The organism is Reyranella sp. (assembly GCF_004297265.1).
Classification (GTDB): Bacteria; Pseudomonadota; Alphaproteobacteria; order Reyranellales; family Reyranellaceae; genus Reyranella.
In genome coordinates this window covers 40,363-66,158 of sequence record NZ_SCUT01000047.1, presented here as the reverse complement: position 1 = coordinate 66,158, position 25,796 = coordinate 40,363, and the positions used below count along the sequence as shown (strand labels likewise).

General features: G+C 66.1%; 27 protein-coding genes. 19 read left to right on the top strand and 8 right to left on the bottom strand.

Translation table 11 applies throughout. The features are described 5' to 3' along the window. Positions 1-11 precede the first annotated feature (11 nt). Positions 12-773, bottom strand: a complete 762-nt coding sequence (locus EPO41_RS20320) for an SDR family NAD(P)-dependent oxidoreductase (protein ID WP_296328864.1) — start codon at positions 771-773, stop codon at positions 12-14. Positions 774-852: 79 nt separating this feature from the next. Between EPO41_RS20320 and EPO41_RS20315 the strand changes: the two genes are divergently transcribed. Next, a complete protein-coding gene (locus EPO41_RS20315) occupies positions 853-1,230 on the top strand; it encodes a YkvA family protein (RefSeq protein ID WP_296328861.1) in 378 nt (125 codons plus the stop codon). Here EPO41_RS20315 and EPO41_RS20310 read toward each other — a convergent pair. The 4 genes from EPO41_RS20310 to EPO41_RS20295 are packed head-to-tail and all read right to left on the bottom strand — an operon-like array spanning position 1,178 to position 4,928. Further along, complete coding sequence (locus EPO41_RS20310) at positions 1,178-2,125, bottom strand: DMT family transporter (protein ID WP_296328858.1); 948 nt, start codon at positions 2,123-2,125, stop codon at positions 1,178-1,180. The genes EPO41_RS20315 and EPO41_RS20310 overlap by 53 nt on opposite strands. Continuing rightward, positions 2,125-3,660 (bottom strand): AMP-binding protein, encoded by a 1,536-nt coding sequence (locus EPO41_RS20305; protein ID WP_296328856.1) that lies wholly within the window; start codon positions 3,658-3,660, stop codon positions 2,125-2,127. The genes EPO41_RS20310 and EPO41_RS20305 overlap by 1 nt, the downstream gene beginning before the upstream one ends. A 22-nt stretch (positions 3,661-3,682) precedes the next feature. Then, positions 3,683-4,219, bottom strand: a complete 537-nt coding sequence (locus EPO41_RS20300) for a GNAT family N-acetyltransferase (protein WP_296328852.1) — start codon at positions 4,217-4,219, stop codon at positions 3,683-3,685. Between the two features lie 40 nt (positions 4,220-4,259). Continuing rightward, positions 4,260-4,928 (bottom strand): outer membrane lipoprotein carrier protein LolA, encoded by a 669-nt coding sequence (locus EPO41_RS20295; protein WP_296328851.1) that lies wholly within the window; start codon positions 4,926-4,928, stop codon positions 4,260-4,262. A 77-nt stretch (positions 4,929-5,005) separates the two neighbouring features. Here EPO41_RS20295 and EPO41_RS20290 point away from each other — a divergent pair, with 77 nt between their 5' ends. The 3 genes from EPO41_RS20290 (at position 5,006) to EPO41_RS20280 (ending at position 8,839) form a co-directional block, all read left to right on the top strand. Continuing rightward, on the top strand, positions 5,006-6,121 hold the full coding sequence (locus EPO41_RS20290; RefSeq protein WP_296328848.1) for an LLM class flavin-dependent oxidoreductase: 1,116 nt from the start codon (positions 5,006-5,008) through the stop codon (positions 6,119-6,121). Between the two features lie 70 nt (positions 6,122-6,191). Next, positions 6,192-7,871 carry an ABC transporter ATP-binding protein gene (locus EPO41_RS20285; RefSeq protein WP_296328845.1) on the top strand — a complete coding sequence of 560 codons (1,680 nt, stop codon included), beginning with the start codon at positions 6,192-6,194 and terminating at the stop codon, positions 7,869-7,871. Further along, the gene (locus EPO41_RS20280) at positions 7,868-8,839 is read left to right on the top strand and encodes a hypothetical protein (protein ID WP_296328843.1); all 972 of its coding nucleotides are present in this window, start codon (positions 7,868-7,870) and stop codon (positions 8,837-8,839) included. Before EPO41_RS20285 ends, EPO41_RS20280 begins: the two co-directional genes overlap by 4 nt. Here the strand turns inward: EPO41_RS20280 and EPO41_RS20275 are convergent. Together EPO41_RS20275 and EPO41_RS20270 are read right to left on the bottom strand one after the other, a co-directional pair. Next, positions 8,758-9,753, bottom strand: a complete 996-nt coding sequence (locus EPO41_RS20275) for a phytanoyl-CoA dioxygenase family protein (protein ID WP_296328839.1) — start codon at positions 9,751-9,753, stop codon at positions 8,758-8,760. The genes EPO41_RS20280 and EPO41_RS20275 overlap by 82 nt on opposite strands. Continuing rightward, positions 9,753-10,541 carry a phytanoyl-CoA dioxygenase family protein gene (locus EPO41_RS20270; RefSeq protein ID WP_296328838.1) on the bottom strand — a complete coding sequence of 263 codons (789 nt, stop codon included), beginning with the start codon at positions 10,539-10,541 and terminating at the stop codon, positions 9,753-9,755. Before EPO41_RS20270 ends, EPO41_RS20275 begins: the two co-directional genes overlap by 1 nt. Before the next feature lie 135 nt (positions 10,542-10,676). Between EPO41_RS20270 and EPO41_RS20265 the strand changes: the two genes are divergently transcribed. From EPO41_RS20265 to EPO41_RS20205, 13 genes are all read left to right on the top strand, one after another. Continuing rightward, a complete protein-coding gene (locus tag EPO41_RS20265) occupies positions 10,677-11,633 on the top strand; it encodes a hypothetical protein (RefSeq protein ID WP_296328834.1) in 957 nt (318 codons plus the stop codon). Then, on the top strand, positions 11,630-12,058 hold the full coding sequence (locus EPO41_RS20260; protein ID WP_296328831.1) for a lasso peptide biosynthesis B2 protein: 429 nt from the start codon (positions 11,630-11,632) through the stop codon (positions 12,056-12,058). The genes EPO41_RS20265 and EPO41_RS20260 overlap by 4 nt, the downstream gene beginning before the upstream one ends. Continuing rightward, on the top strand, positions 12,058-13,791 hold the full coding sequence (locus EPO41_RS20255; protein ID WP_296328828.1) for an asparagine synthase-related protein: 1,734 nt from the start codon (positions 12,058-12,060) through the stop codon (positions 13,789-13,791). The genes EPO41_RS20260 and EPO41_RS20255 overlap by 1 nt, the downstream gene beginning before the upstream one ends. A gap of 27 nt (positions 13,792-13,818) precedes the next feature. Then, a complete protein-coding gene (locus tag EPO41_RS20250) occupies positions 13,819-14,154 on the top strand; it encodes a PqqD family protein (RefSeq protein ID WP_296328825.1) in 336 nt (111 codons plus the stop codon). Between the two features lie 70 nt (positions 14,155-14,224). Further along, positions 14,225-14,401 (top strand): lasso RiPP family leader peptide-containing protein, encoded by a 177-nt coding sequence (locus tag EPO41_RS20245; RefSeq protein ID WP_296328822.1) that lies wholly within the window; start codon positions 14,225-14,227, stop codon positions 14,399-14,401. A 96-nt stretch (positions 14,402-14,497) separates the two neighbouring features. Then, a complete protein-coding gene (locus tag EPO41_RS20240) occupies positions 14,498-15,574 on the top strand; it encodes a nucleotidyltransferase family protein (protein ID WP_296328819.1) in 1,077 nt (358 codons plus the stop codon). Positions 15,575-15,738: 164 nt separating this feature from the next. After that, the gene (locus EPO41_RS20235) at positions 15,739-16,887 is read left to right on the top strand and encodes a patatin-like phospholipase family protein (RefSeq protein ID WP_296328817.1); all 1,149 of its coding nucleotides are present in this window, start codon (positions 15,739-15,741) and stop codon (positions 16,885-16,887) included. Further along, complete coding sequence (locus EPO41_RS20230; protein ID WP_296328816.1) at positions 16,884-17,639, top strand: acetoacetate decarboxylase; 756 nt, start codon at positions 16,884-16,886, stop codon at positions 17,637-17,639. Before EPO41_RS20235 ends, EPO41_RS20230 begins: the two co-directional genes overlap by 4 nt. A 24-nt stretch (positions 17,640-17,663) precedes the next feature. After that, positions 17,664-18,446, top strand: a complete 783-nt coding sequence (locus tag EPO41_RS20225) for a 3-hydroxybutyrate dehydrogenase (RefSeq protein ID WP_296328814.1) — start codon at positions 17,664-17,666, stop codon at positions 18,444-18,446. 147 nt (positions 18,447-18,593) lie between these two features. Continuing rightward, positions 18,594-19,553: an OmpA family protein gene (locus tag EPO41_RS20220; RefSeq protein WP_296328812.1), complete on the top strand. Its 960-nt coding sequence runs from the start codon at positions 18,594-18,596 to the stop codon at positions 19,551-19,553. A 99-nt stretch (positions 19,554-19,652) separates the two neighbouring features. Then, positions 19,653-20,516, top strand: a complete 864-nt coding sequence (locus EPO41_RS20215; protein ID WP_296328810.1) for a TauD/TfdA family dioxygenase — start codon at positions 19,653-19,655, stop codon at positions 20,514-20,516. 15 nt (positions 20,517-20,531) lie between these two features. Then, entirely contained in the window at positions 20,532-21,479 is a 948-nt protein-coding gene (locus tag EPO41_RS20210; protein ID WP_296328807.1) for a tripartite tricarboxylate transporter substrate-binding protein, read from the top strand. Positions 21,480-21,587: 108 nt separating this feature from the next. Further along, positions 21,588-22,766, top strand: coding sequence for an acyl-CoA dehydrogenase family protein (locus EPO41_RS20205; protein ID WP_296328804.1), 1,179 nt, complete (start codon positions 21,588-21,590; stop codon positions 22,764-22,766). 46 nt (positions 22,767-22,812) lie between these two features. Here EPO41_RS20205 and EPO41_RS20200 read toward each other — a convergent pair whose 3' ends face one another. Further along, positions 22,813-23,040: a hypothetical protein gene (locus EPO41_RS20200; protein WP_296328802.1), complete on the bottom strand. Its 228-nt coding sequence runs from the start codon at positions 23,038-23,040 to the stop codon at positions 22,813-22,815. 576 nt (positions 23,041-23,616) lie between these two features. Between EPO41_RS20200 and EPO41_RS20195 the strand changes: the two genes are divergently transcribed. Beyond that, on the top strand, positions 23,617-23,967 hold the full coding sequence (locus tag EPO41_RS20195; protein ID WP_296328800.1) for a hypothetical protein: 351 nt from the start codon (positions 23,617-23,619) through the stop codon (positions 23,965-23,967). Positions 23,968-24,200: 233 nt separating this feature from the next. Then, entirely contained in the window at positions 24,201-25,796 is a 1,596-nt protein-coding gene (gene rfaE2 / locus EPO41_RS20190; RefSeq protein WP_363247212.1) for a D-glycero-beta-D-manno-heptose 1-phosphate adenylyltransferase, read from the top strand.

The following is a 25,796-nucleotide window of genomic DNA, read 5'->3' as shown; positions in this document are numbered from 1 at the left end:
CCCCGGGCCGCCTACTTCGGCGCCATGCGGATTGCGCCGTCGAGGCGGATCGTCTCGCCATTCAGCATGGGATTCTCGACGATGCTCATGGCGAGCTGGGCATATTCCTTCGGGTCGCCGAGGCGCGAGGGGAACGGGACCTGCGCGCCCAGGCTCTTCTGCGCCTCGGCCGGCAGGCTCATCATCATCGGCGTGAGGAACAGGCCCGGCGCGATGGTGCAGACGCGGATACCGAGGCTCGAGAGGTCGCGCGCGATCGGCAGGGTCATGCCGACGACGCCGCCCTTCGACGCCGAATAGGCCGCCTGGCCGATCTGGCCGTCGAAGGCCGCGACCGACGCGGTGTTGACGATGACGCCGCGCTCGCCGCCGTCCAGCGGCTCGGACTGGCTCATGGCGTAGGCCGCGACGCGGATCACGTTGAAGGTGCCGATCAGGTTGACCTGGATGACCTGGCTGAACATGGCCAGATCGTGCGGGCCGGACTTGGAGATGGTGCGCCCCGATCGGCCGATGCCGGCGCAGTTCACGACGACGCGCGGCGTGCCCAGCTTCTCGACGACGGTCTTTACGGAGGCCTCGACGCTGGCGGCGTCGCCGACGTTGGTCTTGACGAAGAGACCGCCGATTTCCTTCGCCTTCTGCTCGCCCAACTCGTCCTGCAGGTCGAAGATAGCGACCTTGGCGCCCGCGGCCGCCAGGGCCGACGCCGTGGCGCCACCCAATCCCGACGCGCCGCCCGTGACGATGGCGGCCTGACCCTTGACGTTCATCCGTGTCCTCCGTGGTTGGGCGCTTTTAGCATTTCCATCCCCCTTGCCAAGCGGGCGCGTCGTCCCAACCTTTCCCGGCATGAGCGACGAATCCGACCCGGCCCGGAACGAAGCGACCGTCCGCCGGAACTTCTGGCAGAAGGCCCGCCGCACCCTGGGCCGCGTGCCCTTCACCGAGGACGCCGTCGCCGCCTTCTACTGTGCCAGCGACAGCGCCACGCCGCTGCCGATCCGCGCGACCCTGTTCGGGGCGCTCGCCTATTTCGTGCTGCCGTTCGACGCCATTCCCGACCTGCTGCTGGGTCTCGGCTTCACAGACGACGCTGCCATCATGGTGGCGGCCTTCACCGCCGCCCGCATGCACATTACCGAAGAACACCGCGCCCGGGCGCGGGCCTGGCTGCTCAAGGAGCAGGCCCGGAACCAGGTTCGCCCGGAGGCTTCTCCGGCGGGCTGACCGCGGCGGCACGCCGCCGCTCGCGCGCTACCACATGCTCGCGATGGGCGATGTAGAGCGCCGAGGCGATGACGATGGCGGCGCCGACATAGGTCCAGACGACCGGCATCTCGTTCCACATCAGCCAGCCCATGAAGACCGCAAAGGGCAAGCGCATGTATTCAAACGGCGCGATCGCCGACATCTCGCCGGCCTTGAAGGCCTGCACCCAGAAATACTGGCCGATCGTGGCGCTGGAGGCGATGCCCACCGCCAGCACCCATCCGAACAGGTCAGGCCAGCGCCACACCCAGATCGCCGGCGGCGCAAGAAACAGGGTCGAGAAGATCGCGAACTGCGTCAGGATCATCAGCGGCGATTCGGAATCCGAGAGGCGCTTCACCAGCAGGATCGAGATGGCGACGCAGGCGGCATTGGCCAGCGCCACCAGCGCGCCGAGCTGCAGGCTACCCTCGCCCGGCCGGACCATGACCAGCACGCCGACGAAGCCCACGACCGTCGCGGTCCAGCGCCGCCAGCGGACCTTTTCTTTGGCGATGACGGCCGCCACGACGACGGAGAAGAGCGGCTGCGAGAAGGCGATGGCCGTCGCGTCGGCCAGCGGCAGCATCGAGATGGCATAGAAGCCCAGCACCATCGACGTGGTGCCCATGAAGGTGCGCCAGAAGTGACCCTTGATGCGCTGGCTGAGCCAGGGCTTCACCTTTCCGGTCATCATCAGTGGCAGCAGCATGATCACCGAGAGGACGGCGCGGAAGAACGCGGTCTGGACGCTCTCGATCTGCTCGGAGAGCAGGCGGATCATCACGCCGGTCGATGTGAAGATGAACCCGCCGCTCACGAGCCACAGCGCCCCCTGCACGTTGGGCGGGAGACGCCGCAGCCAGTCGCGCATCAGATCTTCCGCTCGTGCCCGGCCCAGTACGGCTCGCGCAGGGTCTTCTTCAGCACCTTGCCGACGGGACTGCGCGGCAGCGCGTCGACGAAGTCGACCGACTTCGGCGCCTTGACGCCGCCCAGTCTCTCCTTGGCGAGCTGGATCAGCTCGTCGGCCTTCACCGTCATGCCGGGCTTCAGCTCGACGACGGCCTTCACCGCCTCGCCCCACTTCTCGTCGGGAATGCCGATCACCGCGCAATCCTGCACGGCGGGATGGCTCCACAGGACCTGCTCGACCTCGCCGGGGAAGACGTTGAAGCCGCCGGAGATGATCATGTCCTTCTTGCGATCGACGATATAGACGAAGCCGTCCTCGTCGATCACGCCGATGTCGCCGGTATGGTGCCAGCCGAAGGTCGAGGCTTCGGCCGTCGCCTCGACGTTGTTGTAGTAACCCTTCATCACGAGATTGCCGCGCACGACGATCTCGCCGCGCTGCCCGCGCGGCAGAAGCTTGCCGTGATCGTCCATCACCTCGAGCCGCACCAACGGCGAGACCTTGCCGCAGCTCGCGAGCCGATGGCGATTGTTGCTCTCCAGAGCCGCCACGTGGTCTTCCGGCGAGAAGAAGGTGCAGATCATGCAGGCCTCGGCCTGCCCGTAGGTCTGGGTCAGCACGGGACCGAACACCTTCACGGCCTCGACCAGCTTGTCGACCGACATCGGCGCCGAGGCATAGACGAGGTGCTGCAGCGAACTGTAGTCGTATTTGCCCACGTCGGGATGCGCGAGGAGCATGTAGATCAGGGTTGGCGGCATGTAGACATGCGTCACCTTGTGCTTCTCGATTGCGGCCAGAATGCCGCCGGGATCGGCCGTGCCCATGAAGATGTTGGTGCCGCCGAACGGCAGCAATGGAAACGAGCAGACCCCGGCCGCATGCGTCATCGGCGCCACCATCAGGTGGACCGGCGGCGACTTCACCGGCATGCAGGCCCAGAAGATCGAGTTCATCGCCTCGATGTTGCGGTTGGTGATCTGCACGCCCTTGGGCCGCCCGGTGGTGCCACCCGAACTGGCCAGGAAGGCCACGTCGTCGGGTGCGTCGGGCAGGTCCGGCGCCTCCTCTTCCTGCGCTGCCAGCCACTCGGGGAAGGACGGCGTGTCGATGCAGACGAAGCCGGTGATGCGCGGGCAGGCCTCGCGGATGCGCGCGAGATAGGTCTCGAAGCTCGAATGATAGAACAGCACCTCCACGTCGGTGTTATTCAGGATGTACAGATTCTCCTCCAGCGCATTGCGCGCATTGACGGGCGCCCAGGTGACCCCGGCGCGCACGATGCCCAGAAGGCAGGCATAGGCCGCCGCATGGTTGGGACTGTAGACGGCTGCCTTCGAGCCGCGCCCCAGCCCCATGGTCAGCAGCCCGTTGGCGACGCGATGCGTCTGCCCCCGCACCTCGCGGTAGGTCCAGCCCTGAGTGCCATCATGCAGGCAATGCCGCTCCGGATAGAGATCGGCGCCGCGGTCGAAATAGTCGATCAGTCTCATGGCGTCCCTCACCCCTTCGTTGTTATTCTGCCGCTCCAGGCAGCGTCGTATCCCCCGGTCCGAGCGGCCGTTCCATGAGGACGCTGTCGAGCCAGCGGCCGAACTTGAAGCCGACGCTCTTCAAGGTGCCGACCATCGCGAAGCCACAGGAGGCATGGAGGTTGATCGACGCCACATGGGCGGAGTCGCCGATGACCGCGATCATCTGGCGACGCCCGTCGCGGGCGCACAGGTCGATCAGGGGCAGGAGCAGCGCCTTGCCGACGCCCTGTCCAACGGCATCCTTGTCGATGTAGATCGAGTTCTCGACCGTAAATCGGTAGGCGGGTCGGGTCCGGTAGAGGCCGGCATACGCATAGCCCAGAATGCGGCCCTCTTTTTCGGCCACCAGGTAGGGCAACCCTAGTTCGAGCACCGCGGCGCGGCGCTTCGCCATCTCGGCGACGTCCGGCGGATCGACCTCGAAGGAGGCCGTCCCGTGCAGCACATGATGTCCGTAGATTTCCGCGCAACGCGCCACGTCGGCCTCCGTCGAGGCCCTCACGGTCAGTCCACTCACGTCTTCAAATCCCCGCACCGGTTTCGGCGGGATTATAGACTCAGTTGGGATTGCCGCCGCGCCGAATAGCGCCGGCGTCCGGACCGTCGAACTTGAAGAGACTTGCGGCGAGCGGCAGACCGGTCTGGAGACCGTTCAGCGAAACGTCGACCCGCTGGCCGCGATTGTCGATGATGCTCCACCCCCGCAGGACCATCGGGTTCTCGCCCAGGCGAACGATGACCTTGCCCTCGTTCGGCTTCTTGGTCTGGCTCATGGTGAGCTGCAGCATGCCATCGGTACGCTCGATCTTCTCGACCGTGAGATCGCCGCCCTGCAGCACCATCGGCTCGCGCACCAGGAAGGAAGCGGCGGTCCAGCCGATCGGCCACTGGCCGAAATCGCGGTTGGCGATGTCCCACATCGTCACCTGGCTGCCGTCGGCCACGATCTTGAGCTGCGAGGGCGGGTCGTATTCGAAGCGCATGCGGCCGGGCCGGCTGACCGAGAGCGTGCCCTGCACCACCGTGCCGCCCGGGTTGGACTGGACGAAGCGAGCCTGCATGGTGCGGATGCTGTTGAAGTAGCGTTCCACCTCGGCAACCTGCGGATTGGAGGCCGGCGCCTGGGCTTGGGCTGTTCCGAAGGCCAAAAGAGCGACGGAAAGAAAGGCGGCGAGGAAGGTGCGCATGGCGCGGATATGACGGTCGAATACGGCGGAATCAAGCATCGGCGGGTACTTCCCAATCACGTGAACGGGTGTTTACCATGCGGCAACCAGCAGGAGGTAACGCCATGCATGTCGGAATGGCTGCAGTCTTCCAGAACACCGGCCGTGCACTCAGCGACCGCCAAATCTACCTGAACGAGCTGGCGCTGGCCGACATGGCCGAACCGCTGGGCTTCGACTCGATCTGGTCGGTCGAGCACCATTTCACCGACTACACGATGTGCCCCGACGTGGTTCAGTTCCTGTCCTATATGGCGGGCCGGACGAAGCACGTGCGGTTGGGATCGATGGTCGTGGTGCTGCCGTGGCACGACCCGGTGCGGGTCGCAGAGCAGATCTCCATGCTCGATCATCTCTCTGGCGGGCGCATGATCCTGGGACTCGGCCGCGGCGCCGGGAAGGTCGAGTTCGACGGCTTCCGCCTCGACATGGGCGACAGCCGCGAGCTGTTCGTCGAGTACGGCGAGGCATTGCTGAAGGGCCTCGAGACGGGCGTGATGGAACACCAGGGCAAGCACTACAGGCAGCCGCCGGTCGAGATCCGGCCCGCCCCGTTCAAGAGCTTCCGCGGCCGCACCTATGCCGCGGCGGTCTCGCCGGAGAGCGCGCGCATCATGGCGCGGCTGGGCGTCGGCCTGCTGATCATCCCGCAGAAGCCGTGGCGGGAGGTCGAGAAGGAACTGGCCGAGTACAACGCGCTGTATCGCGAGATCAATGGCAGCGACGCGCCGCAGCCGATTTCGGCCGGCTGGACCTTCGTCGACGAGAGCGCCGAGCGGGCCCGCGAGATGGCGGTGAAATACATAGGCGGCTATTACCGCACGGTGCTCGACCACTATCAGTTCGCCGGCGCGCACATGAAGAACCAGCGCGGCTACGAGTACTACGCCAAGATGAACGAGAAGCTCGCGATCTACGGCGACCGGAAGGCGATCGAGTTCTTCGCCGACCTGCAAGTCTACGGCACGCCCGAGCAGGTCCATGAAAAGATCATGGCGATCCACAGGCAAACAAACAACTGCGGCTATGTCGGCGTCTTCTCCTATGCCGGCATGCCCCATGAAGAGGCGGCGCGGAACATGCGGATGTTCGCCGACACCGTGATGCCCGAACTGAAGAAATTCGACGCCGGCGCACCCGTCGACCGCTCGCGGCCCCTGCCCGACCTGCGCTTCGCCGCCGCTGCGGAGTAGAAGGCGCGGCCTCGATCCTCCTGATACGCTGCGGCATGGATGTGATCGCAGCCCATGCTGGCTGACCGAAATGCTGGCTGATCTGAGGGCGGCCTGGCGCCTGCGCAGCGGACAGGCCGGACCGGGACGGCTGGCCTTCCTCAGCTTCCTGATCGTGCTCGCGGGGGCCAGCGACGGGCTGGGCCTCGCCCTGCTCGTGCCACTGCTGAATTCGCTCGGCGCCACCGATGCCGGTTGGCAGAAGGGTTTGTTTGCTTTCCTGCCCCGGACTCTCACCGGCCTTCTGCTGGTCTTCCTGGGCATCGTGCTGGTTCGTGCGCTGGTCTCGCGCACGCGACAGCTGGCGACCGCCCGCCTCGCCTTCGACTTCGCCGTGGCGCTGCGGGTCAGGGCCTATGCCGCCATCGCCCACGCCTCGTGGCCGTACCTGCAGCGCCGGCGGGCCGCCGACTTCCACGCGCTCTTCTCGACCGAGATCGAGAGGGTCGAGCACGCGACCCATCTGCTCCTCGAAGTGCCGGCACGCCTGTCCATCCTGGCGGCGCATTTCGTGGTCGCCTTCGCCATCGCGCCAGGCTTCAGCGCGCTCGCCCTCGCCTTCGGCGCGGCCCTGGTCTGGCTGATGCGGCGCAGGCTGACCGAAAGCCGTCGGCTCGGCGAGGCCGCCTCGGAGGCCAACATACGCGTCAGCCGCGAGATCACCGAATTCCTCCAGGCCCTGAAGCTCACCAAGGCCTATGGCGCAGAGGCTCGGCATGTGCATGCCTTCGCCGACGCCGCCCGTAGCGCCGAGGGTGCCGATCTCGCGGCCAATCGCCTGCAGGCCGACACAAGCTTCCTGCTCGACTGCCTCGTCGCCGTCGCGCTGGCGGGCTTCCTGTGGATGGCGGCAAGCTGGGCTGCCTTGCCGCTGGCCGACCTGCTGGTGCTGATCCTGGTCTTTCAGCGCCTGCTGCCGATGCTGCAAGGCGTGCAGGAACTCGGCCAGCAATTCGTCCATGCGTCGCCTGCCTACAGACTGGTCGCCGACGCGATCGAGGATTGCGAGGCGGCGGCCGATGTGCCGGAGACAGGCCTGCCGGAGCCCGTGGCCTTCGAGCGTGAGATCCGGCTGCAGGATGTACGCTTCGGCTACGACAATCAGCCGGAGATCCTGCGCGGCGTCGACCTGTCGCTGCCGGCCGGCTCTCTCACGGTAATGTCGGGCGTGTCGGGTGCCGGCAAGAGCACGATCCTCGACTTGCTGGGCGGCCTGCTCACGCCGCAATCGGGCCGCATCCTGATCGACGGGCGCGAGCTCACGCCGACGCTCGCACCGGCGTGGCGGCGCTCGGTCGGCACGATGGCGCAGGAGGCCTTCCTCTTCCACGCCTCGATCCGCGCCAATCTCGCCTGGGCGCGGCCCGACGCCCCGGACGAGGCGATGCAGGAGGCACTGCGGCTGGCCGGCCTCGGCGATTTCGTCGCCATGCTGCCGCAAGGTCTCGCGACGGTGGTCGGCGATCGCGGCGCCAGCCTGTCGGGCGGTGAGCGTCAGAGACTGGCCCTCGCCCGCCTGCTGCTGCGCGCACCCCGACTGATCCTGCTCGACGAACCGGCCAGCGCGCTCGATGCCGCCAACGAGGAGCGCATCCTGGAGACCATCGCCGGCTTGAAGGGGCGGGCGACGATCCTGCTCGTCACCCATCGTCCCGCCGTCATCGCGGCGGCCGACCGTCACGTCGTGCTGGTCGAAGGCAGGCTGGTGTGAACGGGGCCGCGCTGCGCCTGCTGGCGTTCGGCTCGCTCGGCTACGCAAGCAGCCTCGCCAAGAATGCCATGAAAGGAGCGCTCGGACGGCCGTCGCACTTCACCGCCGACGACATCCTGTTCCGGCACTATGTGCGGCAGCTCATCGGGCGCGGCAGGATAGACAGGATCACCTGCATTGCCTCGACGCACGAGGGCGCCGGTTCCCAGTCGCTGATGACGATGAGGGCGATCGAATTCGCGCGCGCCCACGGCCTGACCTACGTCCACACGCCGTTCACCGAGATCCACCACGCCGATCGCCCGATGCACGAATGGGCGGCGGCCTGGGAGACGCATTTCAATCTCGGTGCGGACGAAGCCACCGTTCGCGACACGGACGCGCACGATGCCGTCAATTTCGCCTTCACCTTCCCCATGTTGCGCGCGCTGTTCGGGGTGGAGGACGAAGATCTTCCCTTCGACGAGGCGCTCGTCCGAGATTTCAGGCGAAAGTACTATCTGAACAAGACGCCGCGCGCGGACACGCCTCCCAGCATCTGCATCCACGTCCGGCGCCGCAACCGGCATGACGCCCATTCACAGCATGCGACCGACATGGCCTGCTTGGTGCGGGTCGTCGCACAGGTCCGCACGATCCTCAGCACGCTTGGCGTCGATCACACGCTGCGCGTCTTTTCCCAGGGCGATCCCGCCGATTTCTCCGCGCTCGGCATTCCCGAGAGCCAACTGTTCCTCGACGCCGATCCGTTCTGGAGCATGCGCGAGATGATCGAAGCCGATCTTCTGGTCACGACGCGGGGCACGTTCGGCCATGTCACTGGCCTGCTGTGCGATGGGATCGTCCTGGCCGATGGCCTGTTGCCGACGCAACGGGGCTGGCTGACCTACGATGCCGGCGGAGGGTTCGACACGCCGGCACTGGTGTCCGAAGTCTCAGCGAAGATGCGCTCGGCCAGCGGGAGGTAACGCAGCAGCAGCGGCTCGAACTTGGTGTATTCGCGTAGCGCCTTCGTGATCGCGAACAGCCGCAGCCGGAAAGGCGGTAGCGGCGCACGCGGGTCGATCAGCGGACTCTCGAACGTCGACGCCCTGGCGCCCCGCGACCGGAACTCGATCGCCAGGCTGAGGCGGGGCTCGGCGCTGCCGGCATTGGCGCCGCCCCAATGGAGGATGTCGCCGCGCCAGCCGATCATCGCGCCTGCGGCGGCCGGCAGGGCAATCACGTCCTGCAGCGCTGCACGAACGACACGTGGCGACAGGGGCGTATCGGTATCATTGGCGTTGGAAATCTCGCGCGAGACGCCGGCCGGCAGCAGGAACATGCAGCCGTTCTCGACCGTGGCATCGGACAGGGGAATCCAGGCCGAGAGGAACGCCTCTCCACCGTCGCGGTAGTCGTCGTGTGGGCTCCAACCGGCGACGCCCCTTTCGCCCGAGACCCAATGCGCCCAGACGACCGTATTCTGCAGATAGCCCTCGCCAAGCGCGGACTCGAGGAACGAGGCGACTTGTGGCGATCGCGCGATGCGCCAGAACTCGTCGAAGACGAAGGCGAAGGCGACCGGCCAGCCATCGGCCCGAACCGCCTCGACGGTGCGCCGCATCCTGGCAATGTGAGCGCGGTCGAATACCTGCGGCAACCGGAAGTAGCCCTCGCTGTCGAGGCGGTGCTTCTCGCGTGCGGCATCCACATCGGAAATCCGCGCCAGGCCTTCATCGCCGCCGCCATCCGCTCCGATGGAGGCGAAGGGCGCGAGCCTGCGCCAGCGCTCGATGTCGAAGGCTTGCTTGATCCGTTTGTCCGTGACCTCAGGCGGCAGTTCGGACTGCTTCAGCAGAGTCTGGAAAGCCGACGCGAGCTGCTCCGGAGAAGCGCGCATCAGGCGGCTGAGCGCACGTGGGCGAACAGCTTGCGGAGGTCCTCCGGCATGCCGCCGAGGAAGCCCGGCTCGAAGACCAGGCGCTGCAGCGTCTCCTTCCGGAAATTGACCGGATCCTGATACCAGCGGCGCGCATAGGTCGCGTAGACCATCGGCCGGACCTGATCGGACCGGTTGGCCATCCCGCTATGGTATGTACGGAAATCCCACATCACGCCGGAACCGGGCGGGATCGTCGGCTGCTCCGGCTCGGCGCCTTCGTGACCGCCCCGCCGATGGCTGCCGGGCCATAGCGCCGTGGTGCCCGTTGTCTCGTTCATCTCGATCAGGGGAAGGGCGAAGGTCATGGCGTAGGCCGGCAGCAGACGTGAAATCTCGGAATTGAACAGGATCGGACCGTCATGGTGGATGTGCTGCTTTTCGGCGCCGCTCAGCGAGAGGATCGCGCCGAAGGCTTCGATGATCGCCTCGTCGTCGAGGATCATGCGGACGAGCGCGATCACATAGGGATTGGCGAAGACCTGCGCCGCGCCGAGGCCTCCCGAGAATTGCAGTGGTATCATGAAGCGCCGGGCGCCGACCTCCAGCGAATCGGCCGTTTCCTTGTCCCTGATCTGGTCCTTGTAGCGTTCGAGGAACTCCTCATGCAGCGCGCGAACCGTGTCCTGCGGCACGATGTTGTCGAGAATGACATAGCCTTCGCGCGTGAACCCGTCGAAGGCCGCCTCGATCTCCTTCGATTGGGAGAGTCCCTCGGTCGGAACGCCGGAAAAATCGATTCGAATCATGTGCGTCGCCTATAATCCCAGCCAGACCGCTGCGGTATCGTGTCGATGCCAAGGCTGTCGCAACAATCGAGGAAGTCAAGGCATTCTGCTATGAGCATGCAAGGTGTCCGCCCCGGGCCGCCGGCAGGAGTGCACGTGAACGCCCGTTGTCGATTTCGTAATCGCCACCTCGTCTATGGCCTCATGATCGAGAGCGAGTTGCCGCTGACGTCGGTGCACGAGGCGGCGGGCGGCGACGGTTGCGCCGACCTCACGATCCTCGCCGGATCGCCGGACTATTTCCGGGCCGTGGCGCCCGGCGGCCCCCGCGATCCCGAGGACTGGATCGAGCATGTCGTGCTGGGCGACGGCAGCGTCTACATGAAGTCCAGCGAGGTCTTCGAGGCCACGATTTCGGCGAACGGCCGGACCGCGATCTGCCGGATGCTGGGCGACGTTGAGCAAAGAGCCTTCGAAGCCAATCTCCTGAACTTCGTCGTCAGCGCGTCGCTCACCCTGCAGGGCGAGGAGACGCTTCACGCGACCGTGCTCGAGATGGAAGGCCGCGCCGTTGGACTGCTGGGCCGAAGCGGCGCCGGCAAGTCGACGCTCGCCGCCTACCTGATCAGCCGCGGCGCCGATCTCATCACCGACGACATGCTGCGCGTGAGCTTCGCCGGCGACACGATACTGGCCTATCCCGGCCCCTATCGATTGAAGCTGCTCGACAAGCCCGCCACGGGCTTCCTGCCCGATGCCGTGGCCGACGGGCATTTCAACGCGTTGAGCGGAAAGATCATGGTCCGGCCGCGCCGCGAGGTGCACCACCATCGCGGACCGTCGCGGCTTGCCGCGCTGTTCCATCTCGGCGAGCCCGATGACGAAACCGTCACGGAGATTTCGAGCATCCGCCTGAACGGCCTGGAACTCGCGAAGACCCTGATGTCCTCGGCGATGGACACGCGGTACGCCAGCAGCCGTCGCATGGAAAACCAGATCCGCTTCGTGGCGCGCGTGGCGGATCTGCTACCGGTCCATGCGCTGCGCTATCCGCGAACCGTCGCGGCGCTCGACGGCGTCGCCCGCGAAATCCGCCGGATCATCGGACCGTGAAACGGCTGGCCGCCTTCCTTGCCTTGCCGGGAAGCGACCGCCTGCTGCTGGTCAGGGCCGCCGCGACGCTGGTGGCCGTGCGCTGCGCATTGCATCTCGTGTCAATCAAGCGGCTGCGCGCCTGGGCCGGCCATCTCCGCGAAGGCAATCGACCGGCCGCCCCAATCATCTGGTCGGTCCGCGCTGCCGCCCGACGCGTGCCCGGCGCCACATGTCTTTCCTCGGCCCTCGCGCTCCAGCGCCTGCTGTCGTCGGCCGGTCACCCGTCGCAGATCCATATCGGCGTCATCCGCGATGCGTCGGGCTTCATGGCCCATGCCTGGCTCGTCCACGACGGTGTCGTGGTGATCGGCGAGGAAGAGCACGAGCGCTACACCCACCTCACGGCATGGGACGCGCGCAAGACATTGGGCACGTCGGGCTAGTGTTCGCGGCGCTTCTCAACATCAGGGATGAGCCGATCGACCTGCGGCAGCTCCCTTCCGGCCTCGAGATCGTCGGCCGGGCCCGACGCGCGGCCCTCATCGCCGGACCGGGCAGCACGTCGGCCTCGCTGGCCGGACGCTACCGGATCGTGGGCCGCTTCCGTCTCGACGCGCGCGACGAACTTCGCGCACGGCTCGGCACATCTGCCGCCTCGGCATCGGACGCGATGCTTTGCCTGCAGGCTTATGCGAAGTGGCACGAGGCCTTCACCGACTTCCTTGCCGGCGACTTCGCCTTCGCCCTGTGGGACGACGAGACGCAGTGCCTGCTCGGCGCGCGCGACCGCCTCGGCGTGCACGCGCTCTTCCACTCGAGGACCGCGGACGCCTGGCTCGTCAGCGATTCGCTCGACTGGCTCGCTGCGCGGGTGCCGACGCGCGACGCGCTCGACGACTACTGGATCGCCGACTTCCTGGCCCTCGGCGTGGCGCGCGAGTTCGAGCGCACCGTCTATCGCGACATCAAGCGGCTCGCGCCGGCGCACCTGCTGAAGCTCGGCGAAGGTGGCCTCTCGCTGCGCCGCTACTGGCGGCTCGACATTCCCGAGCCGGTCTACCTACACAGGGAAGAGGCCTTTCACGAGCGCTTTCGCGAGCTGCTGTCGCGTGCCGTGGCGGACCGGCTGCCCACCGACCGGGTGGGTGTCGCGATGAGCGGCGGTCTCGATTCGACGACCCTGGCGGCGACCGCCGTCGAAGTGACCGGCGATCCGTCACGGATCGTCGCCGAGTGCGAGCACTACGAACGGCTGATGCACATCAGGGAGGACCACTACGCGTCGCTCGCGGCACGGCATATCGGGATCGAGTTGCGCATCCGGCCGGCCGACGACATTGCCTACGACCCGCGATGGCGCGCTCGCGCCCTGCGGTCCGCCGAACCCATGACAGCGCTGGTCAACGCGCACAACATGCAGCGGGTCGGGCGCGAGATGGGCGCCGTCACTTCCGTCTGGCTGGACGGGGAGGGTCCGGACAATGCGCTCGCCCTCGAACGGGACGCCTATCTCGGGTGGCTGCGCCGGCAGCGATCGTGGCGGCATTTGGCTCAAGCGCTGGTCGGATATGCCGCGGCCAAGGGCCTCGCCGGCTGGGTGCAGACGATCGGCCGCCACACAAGGCTGCAACGGGAGGCCGAACTGGAGCCGGCGGATACGCTGCCGCCCTGGCTCCGGCGCGACTTCGCCGAGCGGTTGAATCTGGCCGAGCGACGGGAGTCCCTCGGCCTGGGGGGTGAGATGTCGCATCCCTGGCATCCAGCTTCGATCGGCTCCTTCACCAGCCCGATCTGGCAAGGCCACTTCGACATCCGCGCCTTCGAAGGATCGCTTGGCGGTTTCGAGTGGCGCTATCCCTATCTCGACCTTCGGGTCCTCGAATTCATGCTGTCGGTTCCGCCGGTCCCCTGGGGCTGGAACAAGCGGCTGATCCGCGGGGCCATGCGCGGTCGGCTCCCGGCGGAGGTGCTGGCCCGCCGGAAGACCCCGCTGGACTGCTATCCGGAGGTGGCGACGATCCGGGAAGTCGGCCTGCCCGTCCTGCCGGAGGACCACCGGATCGGCCGCTACGTCGACCCGCAATTCCTGCCCGATCGAGGCGCCTCCGATACCGATCTGGCGACGTCGCTCAATGCCCATGCGCTGGACCACTGGCTCGCGTGCAAACGCCAATGAGGCGGCAAAATCAATGCCTTATCGCATTTGCTCAGCAAGAAATCTGTTGTTACCCTTGGCGTTGGCATCCTTGGGTCCAACGGCATGAACGGATCTTCCCTGCTCTACAAGAAGTCGGCGCGGCAGGTTTCCTGCAGGATCAACGACGAAGTCGCGATTCTGGACCTGGATCGGGCAATCTACTTCGGCCTCCAGGGCGTAGGCGTTCATATCTGGGATTCGCTCGAGCAGCCCCGGTCGGTGGATGACCTTTGCGCTTCGGTGATGGCCGAATTCGAGGTATCGGAAGAAGCTTGCCAGGCGGATGTCGTGCAAATACTTGGAAGCCTCGAGGCCGAAGGCCTCATTGAAGCAACCCGATAGAAGAGCCTCGACAGGGTGAAAGGCTGATCCAATGACCGAAAAGTCGATAGACACGGGTGATGAGGCCGCAATGCTCTCGCCTGCCCTGGAGAAGAAGCCTTACGAGCGGCCCGTTCTCACCAAGCTGGGTGCCCTGCGCGACGTGACGCTGACCCAGTGGACTTCCAGGGGCCGGCGCGACGGTTGGAAGAATCGCAACACCGGCCGCGGCGGGATGAATGGCCTGTCCCGGGATTCCAATTCCTGAGCCGTCTGCCTCGACGGCGTGAACGCCGGTGTCGAGGTGATGCCGGAGTTTCAGTTTCTTTGTCTTGCGACGCGTCCGCAGCCCGATCTGACTCGCTTGAGGGAACTGCTGCGCGAGGGCATCGATCATCGGGCCCTGATACGCCTGGCCGCAGACCATGGGGTTCGGCCCTCCCTCCTGGATTGCCTGGGGGAACTCTCCTGGGAGACGGTACCGGAGAACGCGAAGGCCGATCTCGACCATTTTCGCCAGCGCCACCTTCTGAAATCCCTGGCTCTGGCCGGTGAACTGCACCGTCTGGCGGCTTCGCTGTCCGCCCGATCGATCCCCTTCGTCGCATTCAAGGGTCCGACCCTGGCACTTGCCCTCTATGGCGGCCTCGCCGGGCGGGAATACAACGATATCGACGTGATCGTGCCGCAGCGGCGGATCGACGACGCCGAAGACGTGATCGCGTCGATGGGATACGCCAGCCCCCAGGGCGACAGGACATTCCGGCGCACTTTCCTCGCCTCCCAAAGGCAATACGCCTTCACCCGAGCCGACGATGGTGCCGCCATCGACCTGCATTGGGGCTTCTGCGGCGCACACGTTCCCTTCCCGGTCGCGCCACACGAGATCTGGGACGATCCGCCCCTCCTCTCCGTCGGCGGCCACGACGTACCGGTCCTTTCGGTCCCGAACCTTGCCCTGCTGCTGGCCGGGCATGGCACGAAGGAGAACTGGACCCAGCTGAAATGGGTGAGCGATTTCGCCCGCATGGTCGACCGGCATCGCGACCTCGACTGGGGATCCCTGCATGCGCGCGCGCAGGGCCGAGGTTGCGGTGGCGCCATCCTGCTGGGCTGCGCACTGGCGCAGGAGCTGCTGGATGTCACCGTTCCACAGGCGCTTGCCTCCCGGATTGCCGACAGCGACCGCGTGCGCAAGCGGGCTGCCTCGATGGCCGAGACGATGCGGCGGGGACTGCCACCACCGGCCCAGGTCGAACACTTCGCCGATCTCCTCCTGTGCGACCGGACGGTCGACCGCGTCAGGGGAGCCCTGAAACTCGCCTTCACCCCGACGGCCGGCGACTACGAGGCGATGAGGCTCCCACCCGCTCTCTGGAACGCCTACTATGCGAGCCGCCCCTGCCGGCTTGCCTTCAGAACAGTCGTCCGCCGTGCCTGACTTCCCGCCGGACGGCCTCTGTAATGCCGCCATAATCAGGAGTCGCTAAGCGTTCGGTCCGGAAATTGCGGAAAACGTGGTTGCCGCCGCCCGAACGGCACGCCAGAAATCGTCGCCGCAACCGGGCGGCCCAAAGAGGAGACTGCGCGATCAGTACACAGTCCGTGCCCCGCCCCCGCCCTCCCTTCGAACGGATCGCACTCCTGCTGCAGGGCGGCGGCGCGCTGGGCTCCTATCAGGCCGGCGTCTATCAGGCCCTGTCCGAGGCCGATCTCCATCCCGACTGGGTGGCCGGCATCTCGATCGGTGCCATCAATTCGGCGCTGATCGCCGGCAATCCGCCGGAGCGGCGTGTCGAAAAGCTGCGCACCTTCTGGGAGACCATCACACGCTCGCCCATCGGCCTGCCGATCATGAAGGGCCTCGAATTCAGCAGCGACATGGAACATCAGTTCGTGAACCAGATGCGCTCGCTGGGAACGCTGATGTTCGGCGCGCCCGATTTCTTCAAGCCGCGATTCCCGCCGCCCATCTTCACGCCCGCCGGCAATCCGGGCAATCTCGCCTACTATGACGTCTCGCCACTCAAGAGCCTGCTCGAGCGGCTGGTCGACTTCGACCTCATCAACGCGAAGGAAATGCGGTTCAGCGTCGGCGCCACCAACGTCAGGACCGGCAACTTCATCTACTTCGACAACGACACTCATACGATTGGGCCGCAGCACGTAATCGCCAGCGGCTCGCTGCCGCCGGGCTTTCCCGCGGCGGAAGTGGACGGCGAGTTCTACTGGGACGGCGGCGTCGTCTCGAACACGCCGTTGCAATGGGTGCTCGACGCCCGGCCGCGCGCCGACACGCTTGCCTTCCAGATCGACCTGTGGAGCGCGCGCGGCGACCTGCCACGCGACATGGTCGAGGTCGACACGCGCATGAAGGATATCCGCTACTCGAGCCGCACGCGCGCCGGCACCGACCAGTTCCGCCAGATGCAGGCGCTGCGCCGCGCGACCGCCAAGCTGCTGGCCGACATGCCGCCGGAGCTGAGGCAGTCGCCCGAGGGCGAGCTGGTGGCGAAGGAAGCCGACAACAAGGTCTACAACATCATTCACACGATCTATCACGCGCAGAAGTATGAGGGCTCGTCGAAGGACTACGAGTTCTCGCGGCGCACGATGGAGGAGCACTGGAAGTCGGGTTACTCCGACATGGCCCGCACGCTCGAACATCCAGAAGTCTTGCAGCGTCCGGAGAGCCCGGACGGCGTCTTCACCTTCGACCTGGCCCTGCAGGGCCGCAAGGAGCCCCGGAAATGAAAATCGACGATGTCCGCAAGAACGCCTTCGCGATGCCGCTCAACAACCCGAGCTATCCGAAGCCGCCGTACAAGTTCTACAATCGCGAGTTCGTCGTCATCACCTATCGCACAGATCCCGAAGTGCTGCGCGCGCTGGTGCCGGAGCCGCTGGAGGTCGTGGGCGACACGGTAAACTACGAGTTCATCCGCATGCCCGATTCCACGGGCTTCGGCGACTATACCGAGACCGGGCAGGTCATCCCGGTGCGTTTCAAGGACAAGGACGGCCAGGTGCAGGAAGGCGGCTATGTGCACGCCATGTATCTCGACGACAATTCGCCGATCGCCGGCGGCCGCGAGATCTGGGGTTTCCCCAAGAAGCTCGCCACGCCGAAGATCAGCCACGAGAGCGAGACGCTGGTGTGCACCCTGCACTACGGCTCGGTGCTCTGCGTCAACGCCACCATGGGCTACAAGCATCGCGAACTCGATCACGCGCCGCTGATCAAGGCGCTCGCCAAGCCCGCCTTCATGATCAAGATCGTGCCGCACGTCGACTGCACGCCGCGAATCTGCGAGCTGGTGCGCTACTACTGCGAGGACGTGACCGTGAAAGGGGCCTGGACCGGCCCGGCGGCGCTCCAGCTCTTCGATCACGCAATGTGCGACGTCTCGCGCCTGCCGGTGCGGGAAGTCGTCTCGGCCAGCCACTATGTCACCGACCTCACCCTGGGTCTCGGTGAAGTCGTGTTCGACTACCTCGCGAAGTAATCACGCACAGAGAAGGACAAAGCCATGTCGCGTTTCACCGGAAGAATTGCCATCGTCACCGGCGCCGCTTCGGGCATCGGTAAGGAAATCGCACTGCGCCTCGCCGCCGAGGGCGGCACGCCGGTGATCGCCGATCTCAACCTCGATGCCGCGACCGCGACCGCGAACGAGATCAAGGCCAAGGGTGGCGACGCCTTCGCCGTCGCCATGAACGTCACTGACGAGGCGCAGGTCGAAAAGGGCGTCGCCGACACCATCGCCAAGTACGGCAAGATCGACATCCTGGTCAGCAACGCCGGCATCCAGATCGTGAAGCCGCTGGTCGACTTCCCCTTCGCCGACTGGAAGAAGCTGCTGTCGATCCATCTTGACGGCGCCTTCCTCACCACCAAGGCCTGCCTGAAGCACATGTATGCGGCCAAGTACGGCCGCGTCGTCTACATGGGCTCCGTGCATTCCAAGGAAGCCTCGAAGCTCAAGGCACCTTATGTCACGGCGAAGCACGGACTGATCGGTCTCAGCAAGGTGCTGGCCAAGGAAGGCGCGGAGTACAACGTGGCGTCCAACGTCGTGTGCCCGGGTTTCGTGCGCACGCCGCTGGTCGAAAAGCAGATTCCCGAGCAGGCGGCGGAACTGAAGATCACCGAGGAAGAGGTGATCAAGAACGTCATGCTGAAGGATACGATCGACGGTCAGTTCACCACCACTGACGACGTGGCCGACGCCGTCCTCTTCTATGCCGCCGCCAAGAGCACCGTGCACAGCGGCCAGTCGGCCGTAGTGAGTCACGGCTGGTTCATGCAGTAGACCTGACGAAAAACTGTTGCTTTGCGGCCACGTCGCGTTGCCAAGTGGCTTGCAGGTTCCCTGAAAAGGGCAACTAATTTTGAACCGCCCCCGTTGGTGAGGCGCGTCCCCGAGCCTGGATGCGTCACCCAACGAGGGAACATGAAAATGAAGAAGGCACTTCTCGCTGCTGCAGCACTGATGGCCACCCCCATGGCAGCGAACGCGCAGTCGATGTGGTCTCCCGGCCCGTCGAACCCCGGCATCTACATCGGCGGTGAAGGCGGCCTCAACTGGCTGCTGAACAACAACAACTACAACATGGACCTCGGCTACGCCGTCGGCGGCTTCGTCGGCTACGATTTCGTGGGTCCCAGGGTCGAGCTGGAAGGCGTATTCCGATCCAACAACGGTCGCGGCACCGCCAACTTCGGCAACATCTTCAGCAACACCAGCGGCCGGATCGAGCAGCTCGCCATCATGGCCAATCTGCTCTACGACTTCATTCCGGGCGCGACCATCACACCGTACATCGGCGCCGGCGCCGGCATCGCGTTCGCCGATTCCTCCATCAACGGCTGCTCTCTCTGCAGCACGCAGTTCGCCTACCAGGGCATCATCGGCCTGGGCTGGAACGTCGACCAGAATTTCCGCGTGAACCTCGACGGCCGCTACTACGGCACGACGAATCCGGGCATGTACCAGAACAACAACATCACGACGATGCTGAGCGTCGCCTACAAGTTCGGCGGGCCGGCAGCAGCTCCGCCGCCACTCCCGGCGGCCGCGCCGGTCACCCCGCCGTCGTTCATGGTGTTCTTCGACTGGGATCGCTCGAACCTGAGCGACCAGGCGCTGACCACGATCCGCCAGGCCGCCAATGCCTACAAGCAGAAGGGCAATGCGCGCATCACCGCGACCGGCCACACGGACACGTCGGGCTCGGAGAGCTACAACATGGCGCTGTCGCTGCGTCGCGCCAACGCCGTCAAGGACGCACTGGTCCGCGAGGGTGTGCCGGCGACCAACATCGCCGTCCTCGGCCGCGGCGAGCAGGGCCTGCTGGTACAGACAGGGGACAATGTCCGTGAGCCGCAGAACCGCCGCGTCGAGATCGTGGTCCAGTAACCGGATCTGCGATCGGAACACGAACGGCCGGGCGCTCGCCCGGCCGTTCTCTTTTGGGGCGAGCGCGCTACACTGGTGAAAACGATCAGGAGGATTCGCATGGCACGCCCCTTCGACATCGCGCCGCTCGACGCCACCTTCGGGGCCATCGTCACCGGCGTGAAGCTCGCCGGTCTCGACGAGGCCTGTTGGCGCGCCCTGCATGCCGCGTGGCTCCAGTACGCGCTCCTCGTCTTTCCCAACCAGCATCTCGCGCGTGTCGAGCAGATCGCCTTTGCCAAGCGCTTTGGGCCGCTCGAGTTCGAGATGGCGGCGATCAGCAACGTGCGCGCTGACGGCAGCCTGAGGGTCGAGACCGACAATGACGACATGATGAAGATCCTGAAGGGCAACATGGGGTGGCATGCCGACAGCACCTACATGCCGGTCCAGGCCAAAGGCGCGGTGTTCAGCGCCGAGGTCGTCCCCACGATCGGCGGCCAGACCGGCTTCGCCGACATGCGCGCGGCCTACGATGCGCTCGACGAGGATTTGAAAGCGCGCGTCGAGACGCTGCAGGCCTATCACTCGCTGCACTACAGCCAGTCCAGGCTCGGCCACGAGACGAAGAAGGCCGATGGCGAGTACAGCGGCTACGGGCTGCACGACGGGCCGGTGCCGTTGCGACCACTGGTGAAGACACATCCGGAGACCGGCCGCAAGTCGCTGCTGATCGGCCGCCATGCCCACGCGATTCCCGGGATGGAGCCGGGCGAGTCCGAGCGCTTCCTGCAGGAGCTGATCGACTTCGCCTGCCAGCCGCCGCGCGTCTATCGTCACAACTGGGCGCCGGGCGATGCGGTGCTGTGGGACAATCGCTGCCTACTGCACCAGGCGACACCGTGGGACATGACCCAGAAGCGCATCATGTGGCACAGCCGCATCGCCGGCGATGCTGCGGGCGAGACGGCACTGGCGCATTGACGTATCGTTGGCGGCATGAGCCTCTTCCGACGCGAAGCCCTTCTGGGAAGCGCTGCATTGGCAGCAGCGGGGCTCGTTGAGCGCCGTTCGACGGCAGCGACGAACCCGATCCGCCTGATCTGCGGCTTCGGCGTCGGCAATCCGACCGACCTCTGCGCCCAGCTGATCCAGCATGGGTTTTCGGCCGCGCTCGAAGAGCCGGTGGAGTTCGACTATACGCTGGGCCAGGCGGGGCGGCGGGCCGCGCTCGAGGTAATTGACGCGCCACCCGACGGGCGTCTGCTGCTGATCGCCGAAATCCTGAATCTCGTCCTGCAGGAAACGCCGGCGGAGCCGCTGCTTTCGCGCCTGCAGCCGATCGCCAAGATAACGCGCGGCTTCTCCACGGCGCTCGTGGTGAACGAGTTGTCGGATGTGAGGGACTGGCCGGGCCTGCTGGCCGCCGCCCGCGCCAGCCGCCTGAAGGCGGCGACGATGGGCGCCGACACGACCATCGGCCTCCTGTTGGCACTGGTCGAACGTCGCATGAAGCTCTCCTTCGAGCCGATCGAAGTCGCCGGCACTAACGCTGCCGTGGACCTGCTGCTGACGCGTCGCGCCGACATCGCGGTCGTCGATACGCGGACCGCGCTGCTCCACAATGCCCGCAGCCGCGCGAAGCTGCGTGTGCTCGCCACCTCGGGCGCCGCCCGCTCGCCGCAGTTGCCAAAGGTGCCGACCCTGGCCGAACTGACTGGAGACAGGAAGCTTGCCTACACGATCAGCTTCGGCCTGTTCGCGCCTTTCGCGACGCCGTCGCCGATGGCCAGCCGACTGACGGATGCGCTACTGGGCCTGCGCCACGACAAGTCGTTGCAGACCCAGGCCCGCCTCGCCGACATCCCGCTGCAGTTCGACGGACCGGCCGCCGTCCTCGAGACGGTCGTGCGCGACCGGCGCGTTGCAGCCGACGTCGCCGGATAGGCGCTCCTTTCGCTGGGTAATGGCACTCGCCGCTGACTGATTGACCGCCTGCCCGAGCGGCCCAGTATGCGGCGGACGAGCAGATGCAGAGGCAATCCGAGGACGCCCATGGACAGCGTTGAGACGGCCCCCACCACCGCCCCCGAGCGGGCGCTCGCCCTGCAGCCGCTACTCGACCGGCATGGTGCCGAGATGGACCGCCGCCGCGAGGTCGTGCCTGAAGTGGTCGACGCGCTGGTGGCGAACGACATGCTGCGCCTGCTGCTGCCCCGCAGCCTGGGCGGCGCCGAGCTGCCGCTGATCGAGTTCTGCAAGACCGTCGAGGCCATCGCCTGGGCCGATGCCAGCGTCGCCTGGTTCGTCAACCAGTCCAACGTCTCCTCCGCCACCTCCGCCGCCGCGATGCCGCACGACGCGGCCCTCGCTTTCTTCGGCAGTCCCGGCGTCGGCCTCGCCTGGGGCGCGCGCAACGGCACCAGCAAGGCGATCCGCATCGAGGGCGGCTACCGCCTGAGCGGCACCTGGAGCTTCGCCAGCGGTGGGCGGCACACGACCTGTATGGGTGCACACAGCGCCGTGCAGAACCCGGACGGCACGCCGCATCAGCGCTACGGCAGGCCCGACGACCGCAGCTTCGTGTTCAGGCGCAGCGACGCCCGAATCGTCGACGACTGGTTCGTGCTGGGCCTACGCGGCACCGGCAGCGACACGTACACGGTCGAGGACCTGTTCATCCCCGACGCGCATGCGCCGGCGCGCGATGCGCTCCAGGAGCGGCGCGAGACCGGGCCACTCTACACGATCGGCTCGACCCTCCTCTATGCCAGCGGCTTCTGCAGCGTGACCCTTGGGCTCGGCCGCCGCCTGCTCGAAGCCTATGTCGAACTGGCGCGTGGCAAGCACAGCCGCGCGTCGATCAACGCCATGTCGGCCAACAATGCGATTCAGCGCGAAATCGCCCTGCTCGAAGCGAAGCTCTCAGCCGCCCGCGCCTGGCTACACGCCGAGGTGTGCGCGGCCTACGACAAGGCCGCGAACGGCACGCTCGACGTCGACGGTCGCATGCGGCTGCGCCTGGCGACCACCCACGGCATGAACGAGGCAACCGACGTGTCGATCGCCGCGTATCGCGCGGCGGGCACGACGGCCATGCTGAATTCGGCGCCGTTCGAGCGACGCTTCCGTGACGCCATGAGCGCCAGCCAGCATCTGCAGGGCATGATGGGCCATGTCGAGATGGTCGGCCGCCACATCCTCGGCGTGGAGAACAAGCTCCAGAATCTCTGATCGAACGCCTGACCGGACGCGCGGCAATCGGGTGGAGCGACTCGGACTAGCGGCGTCGGTCTCCCTTGTCGCCCTGTCCGCGCTTGGCAATGGTCTTCGCCCTGCGACGACGGTCCGCCGACAGGGAGCGACCGACGTCTTCCACTTCCTTGAATGACGTACCACGTGCGTTGCGCCGGACGTAGAGCTTGTTCGTCCCGGTGTCGATCAGTTCGCGCTTGGCGGCGCGCTTGCGTGCGACCTTCTTCCTGGCAGCCTTTTTCGCTGTGGCCATACGTCACTCCCTATGATGCAACGAGAACGAAACGCGGCACGCGGAGTTCCGCGAACGTGCGGATCGGCTCCCTGGCCTGATCGTCCCGGAGCGGGCGGGATCTCGGTGTCGCCGAGCACCAGAGTCGGAAGCGGGGAGTCCGCCCGAACGAGGCAATGGTCGGACCCTTCCAAGGTCCAATGTACAGAACGAGATCGGCTTTATATCCTGAAAGAATGCCTCTTCAACGGACACTTCAATCCAAGTTCAGGCTGGTCACCGTGTCAGTCGAGCGAGACGTGGTACGGGGCGAGATCGAAGCCTGTCCCGACATGGTCCGCGCTGCCAAAGTCAGCGCACGGCGCAAGCTCAGAAGTCGATTCTGATGGTCGGTCATTCGCCAAAGTTTCATGAGGCACGGCCATTTACGATGGCACGATTTGAGCTATACGCATCCGCGGGACGACCGCCGATGATAGCCTTGCGTTCCGCAACGAACGCATCGGCCCCGGCCTTGGGGGACGGAATCCAGTCGAACTTGCTCTTGTGATCACGCCAAGGGTATTTGCAACGCCGATGAAATAAGGGGATAATACTGTGACCAAAGAAGAACAGATCGAACTCGGCAAGAAGCTCATCGGAGAAATGCGTGCCGCCTTCGTCCGCGGTGCCTGGGACGAGACGACGAGCACCTACGAGCAGATGGAAGGCATCAAAACCGACCGGGCGATCAATCTGGAGGCAACATGCCTCGCGGTTCGCGCCCTTGTCGCCGCCAATGAACGGGCGGCCGCGCGTCAACTGCTCGCGAGAGTCGCGACGGCCCAATACAAGAAGCCTGCCCACTATGAATTCCTGGCGCGCGCCCACCTCGACCTCAAGCGGTACAAGGAAGCCGCAGCCGCCTGCGAACGCGCCGAGGAACTGCGCATCGCCGAGCTGAAATGACCGGCTGGTGCAAGTCCGAGCGATAGACTTGCAACTCGGACGCCGGGAGGATCGCCCCGCCCCCGGCGCCGAACTCAATCTTGCCGCCGCTGCTCCGAATTTCAGCGCATATGCAGTGGCGAGAGGCAAGAGGGGTCACGGACCCGACGACAGGGAAGAGGCAGCACGGACGTCCACCTGCCGGACATCAGCGTAGGAGCCGCGGTCCCGAGGCGCCCAGGTAGCGGAGCGATATGAGCCGGGCTAGCATGGGCTCAAATACGGGGAAGGTTGGCCGGACGCGGTCCGATCAGGGCGGGGAAATGGAATCCGAGCGGCATCATCAGGGAGGCGCTCCGACAGGAGCGCCGGCCAACGACCGTTCGTCGAGGTCCACAGCCTCGTTCGCTCCGAAGTTGAGTCCGTGGATCGCGACGGCCGCCCCTGTTCTGGTCGTCGGCGACGCGATGCTCGACGTCTCCGTTTTCGGGAGCGTCGAGAGGATTTCGCCGGAGGCTCCAGTGCCGGTTATCCGGCAGGAGAACATCGTCGAATCCGGAGGCGGCGCCGCCAATGTGGCCCTCAACATCGCCGCCATGGGCGGGGCCGCACATCTCGTCACCTGTGCGGCCGCCGATCCCGAAGGCGAGCGGCTGGTATGGCTTCTGCGCCAGGCCGGTGTCTCGCTCGACGTGGTCGCGACGCCGGGACGGCCGACGACGGTCAAGACACGGTTCCTCGCCCGCCACAATCAGCTCCTGCGCCTCGACCGGGAAGTCACGATGCCGATCACGCCGGCCTGTGAGGAGCAGATCGTTGCCGCGTTGCAGGCGCGGATCGACAGGTGCAGCCTCGTGGTGATCTCCGACTACGGCAAGGGGCTCGTCACGGATCGGGTGATCGAAGCGACGCTGGCGCTGGCGGCCCAGGTCGGACTGCGCGTGATCGTGGATCCCAAGCGTCGCAACCTCGCGGACTATCGCGGCGCCAGCGTCATCAAGCCCAATCGCCGCGAGCTGGAAGCCGCCACAGGCCTTCCCGTGAACGACGACCGGCAGGTCGAAGCGGCCGCGTCATCCCTCGCCGTGGCGACGGGCGCCACCCTTCTCGTGACGCGCTCCGAGGACGGCATGTCGCTGGTCAGGCCGGACGGCTCGGCGATCCACATGCCCACACATGCGCATGAGATCGTCGACGTGACCGGAGCCGGAGACGCGGCAATCGCCGCCTTCTCGCTCGCCATCGCCGAAGGTCGGCCGGCGGAGGAAGCCATGGCCTTTGCCAACATCGCCGCCGGCATCTCGGTGATCAAGCCGGGAACGGCCACCGTCTCCGCCACGGAAATCGAACACGAGCGCGCCGTCCTGGCGGGCCAGCTGCCGGTCCCGAAGGGCTCCCGCGTTTCGGCCGACACCGCCTCGCTGCTGCGCGCGCAATGGCGCCAGCAGCGGCTCACCGTTGGCTTCACGAACGGTTGTTTCGACCTCTTCCACCCCGGCCATGTCGCCCTGCTGCGCGAGACGGCCCGCCAGTGTGATCGTCTGATCGTGGGCCTCAACAGCGACGACTCGGTGAGACGCCTCAAGGGCGAGACACGGCCCGTGCAGGACGAGGAGGCCCGTGCCGAGATCCTCGGGGCGATCGGGTATGTCGACCTCGTTGTCGTCTTCGACGAAGATACGCCACACGACCTTATCGCGCGCCTGGAGCCGGATCTCCTGACCAAGGGAGCCGACTACAGGATTGAAGACATCGTCGGCGGGGACATCGTGCGACAGGCCGGCGGGCGGGTGCTGACCATCGACCTCGTGCCGGGCCATTCCAGCACGCGCCTCATCAACAGACGATAG

What these genes read in the sequence shown, in the direction of transcription:
- EPO41_RS20320 (WP_296328864.1), bottom strand. Translation starts at nt 773, where the DNA reads ATGAACGTCAAGGGTCAGGCCGCCATCGTCACGGGCGGCGCGTCGGGA.
- EPO41_RS20315 (WP_296328861.1), top strand. Translation starts at nt 853, where the DNA reads ATGAGCGACGAATCCGACCCGGCCCGGAACGAAGCGACCGTCCGCCGG.
- EPO41_RS20310 (WP_296328858.1), bottom strand. Translation starts at nt 2,125, where the DNA reads ATGCGCGACTGGCTGCGGCGTCTCCCGCCCAACGTGCAGGGGGCGCTG.
- EPO41_RS20305 (WP_296328856.1), bottom strand. Translation starts at nt 3,660, where the DNA reads ATGAGACTGATCGACTATTTCGACCGCGGCGCCGATCTCTATCCGGAG.
- EPO41_RS20295 (WP_296328851.1), bottom strand. Translation starts at nt 4,928, where the DNA reads ATGCTTGATTCCGCCGTATTCGACCGTCATATCCGCGCCATGCGCACC.
- EPO41_RS20290 (WP_296328848.1), top strand. Translation starts at nt 5,006, where the DNA reads ATGGCTGCAGTCTTCCAGAACACCGGCCGTGCACTCAGCGACCGCCAA.
- EPO41_RS20285 (WP_296328845.1), top strand. Translation starts at nt 6,192, where the DNA reads ATGCTGGCTGATCTGAGGGCGGCCTGGCGCCTGCGCAGCGGACAGGCC.
- EPO41_RS20275 (WP_296328839.1), bottom strand. Translation starts at nt 9,753, where the DNA reads ATGCGCGCTTCTCCGGAGCAGCTCGCGTCGGCTTTCCAGACTCTGCTG.
- EPO41_RS20270 (WP_296328838.1), bottom strand. Translation starts at nt 10,541, where the DNA reads ATGATTCGAATCGATTTTTCCGGCGTTCCGACCGAGGGACTCTCCCAA.
- EPO41_RS20245 (WP_296328822.1), top strand. Translation starts at nt 14,225, where the DNA reads ATGCTCTCGCCTGCCCTGGAGAAGAAGCCTTACGAGCGGCCCGTTCTC.
- EPO41_RS20230 (WP_296328816.1), top strand. Translation starts at nt 16,884, where the DNA reads ATGAAAATCGACGATGTCCGCAAGAACGCCTTCGCGATGCCGCTCAAC.
- EPO41_RS20225 (WP_296328814.1), top strand. Translation starts at nt 17,664, where the DNA reads ATGTCGCGTTTCACCGGAAGAATTGCCATCGTCACCGGCGCCGCTTCG.
- EPO41_RS20220 (WP_296328812.1), top strand. Translation starts at nt 18,594, where the DNA reads ATGAAGAAGGCACTTCTCGCTGCTGCAGCACTGATGGCCACCCCCATG.
- EPO41_RS20215 (WP_296328810.1), top strand. Translation starts at nt 19,653, where the DNA reads ATGGCACGCCCCTTCGACATCGCGCCGCTCGACGCCACCTTCGGGGCC.
- EPO41_RS20210 (WP_296328807.1), top strand. Translation starts at nt 20,532, where the DNA reads ATGAGCCTCTTCCGACGCGAAGCCCTTCTGGGAAGCGCTGCATTGGCA.
- EPO41_RS20205 (WP_296328804.1), top strand. Translation starts at nt 21,588, where the DNA reads ATGGACAGCGTTGAGACGGCCCCCACCACCGCCCCCGAGCGGGCGCTC.
- EPO41_RS20200 (WP_296328802.1), bottom strand. Translation starts at nt 23,040, where the DNA reads ATGGCCACAGCGAAAAAGGCTGCCAGGAAGAAGGTCGCACGCAAGCGC.
- rfaE2 (WP_363247212.1), top strand. Translation starts at nt 24,201, where the DNA reads ATGAGCCGGGCTAGCATGGGCTCAAATACGGGGAAGGTTGGCCGGACG.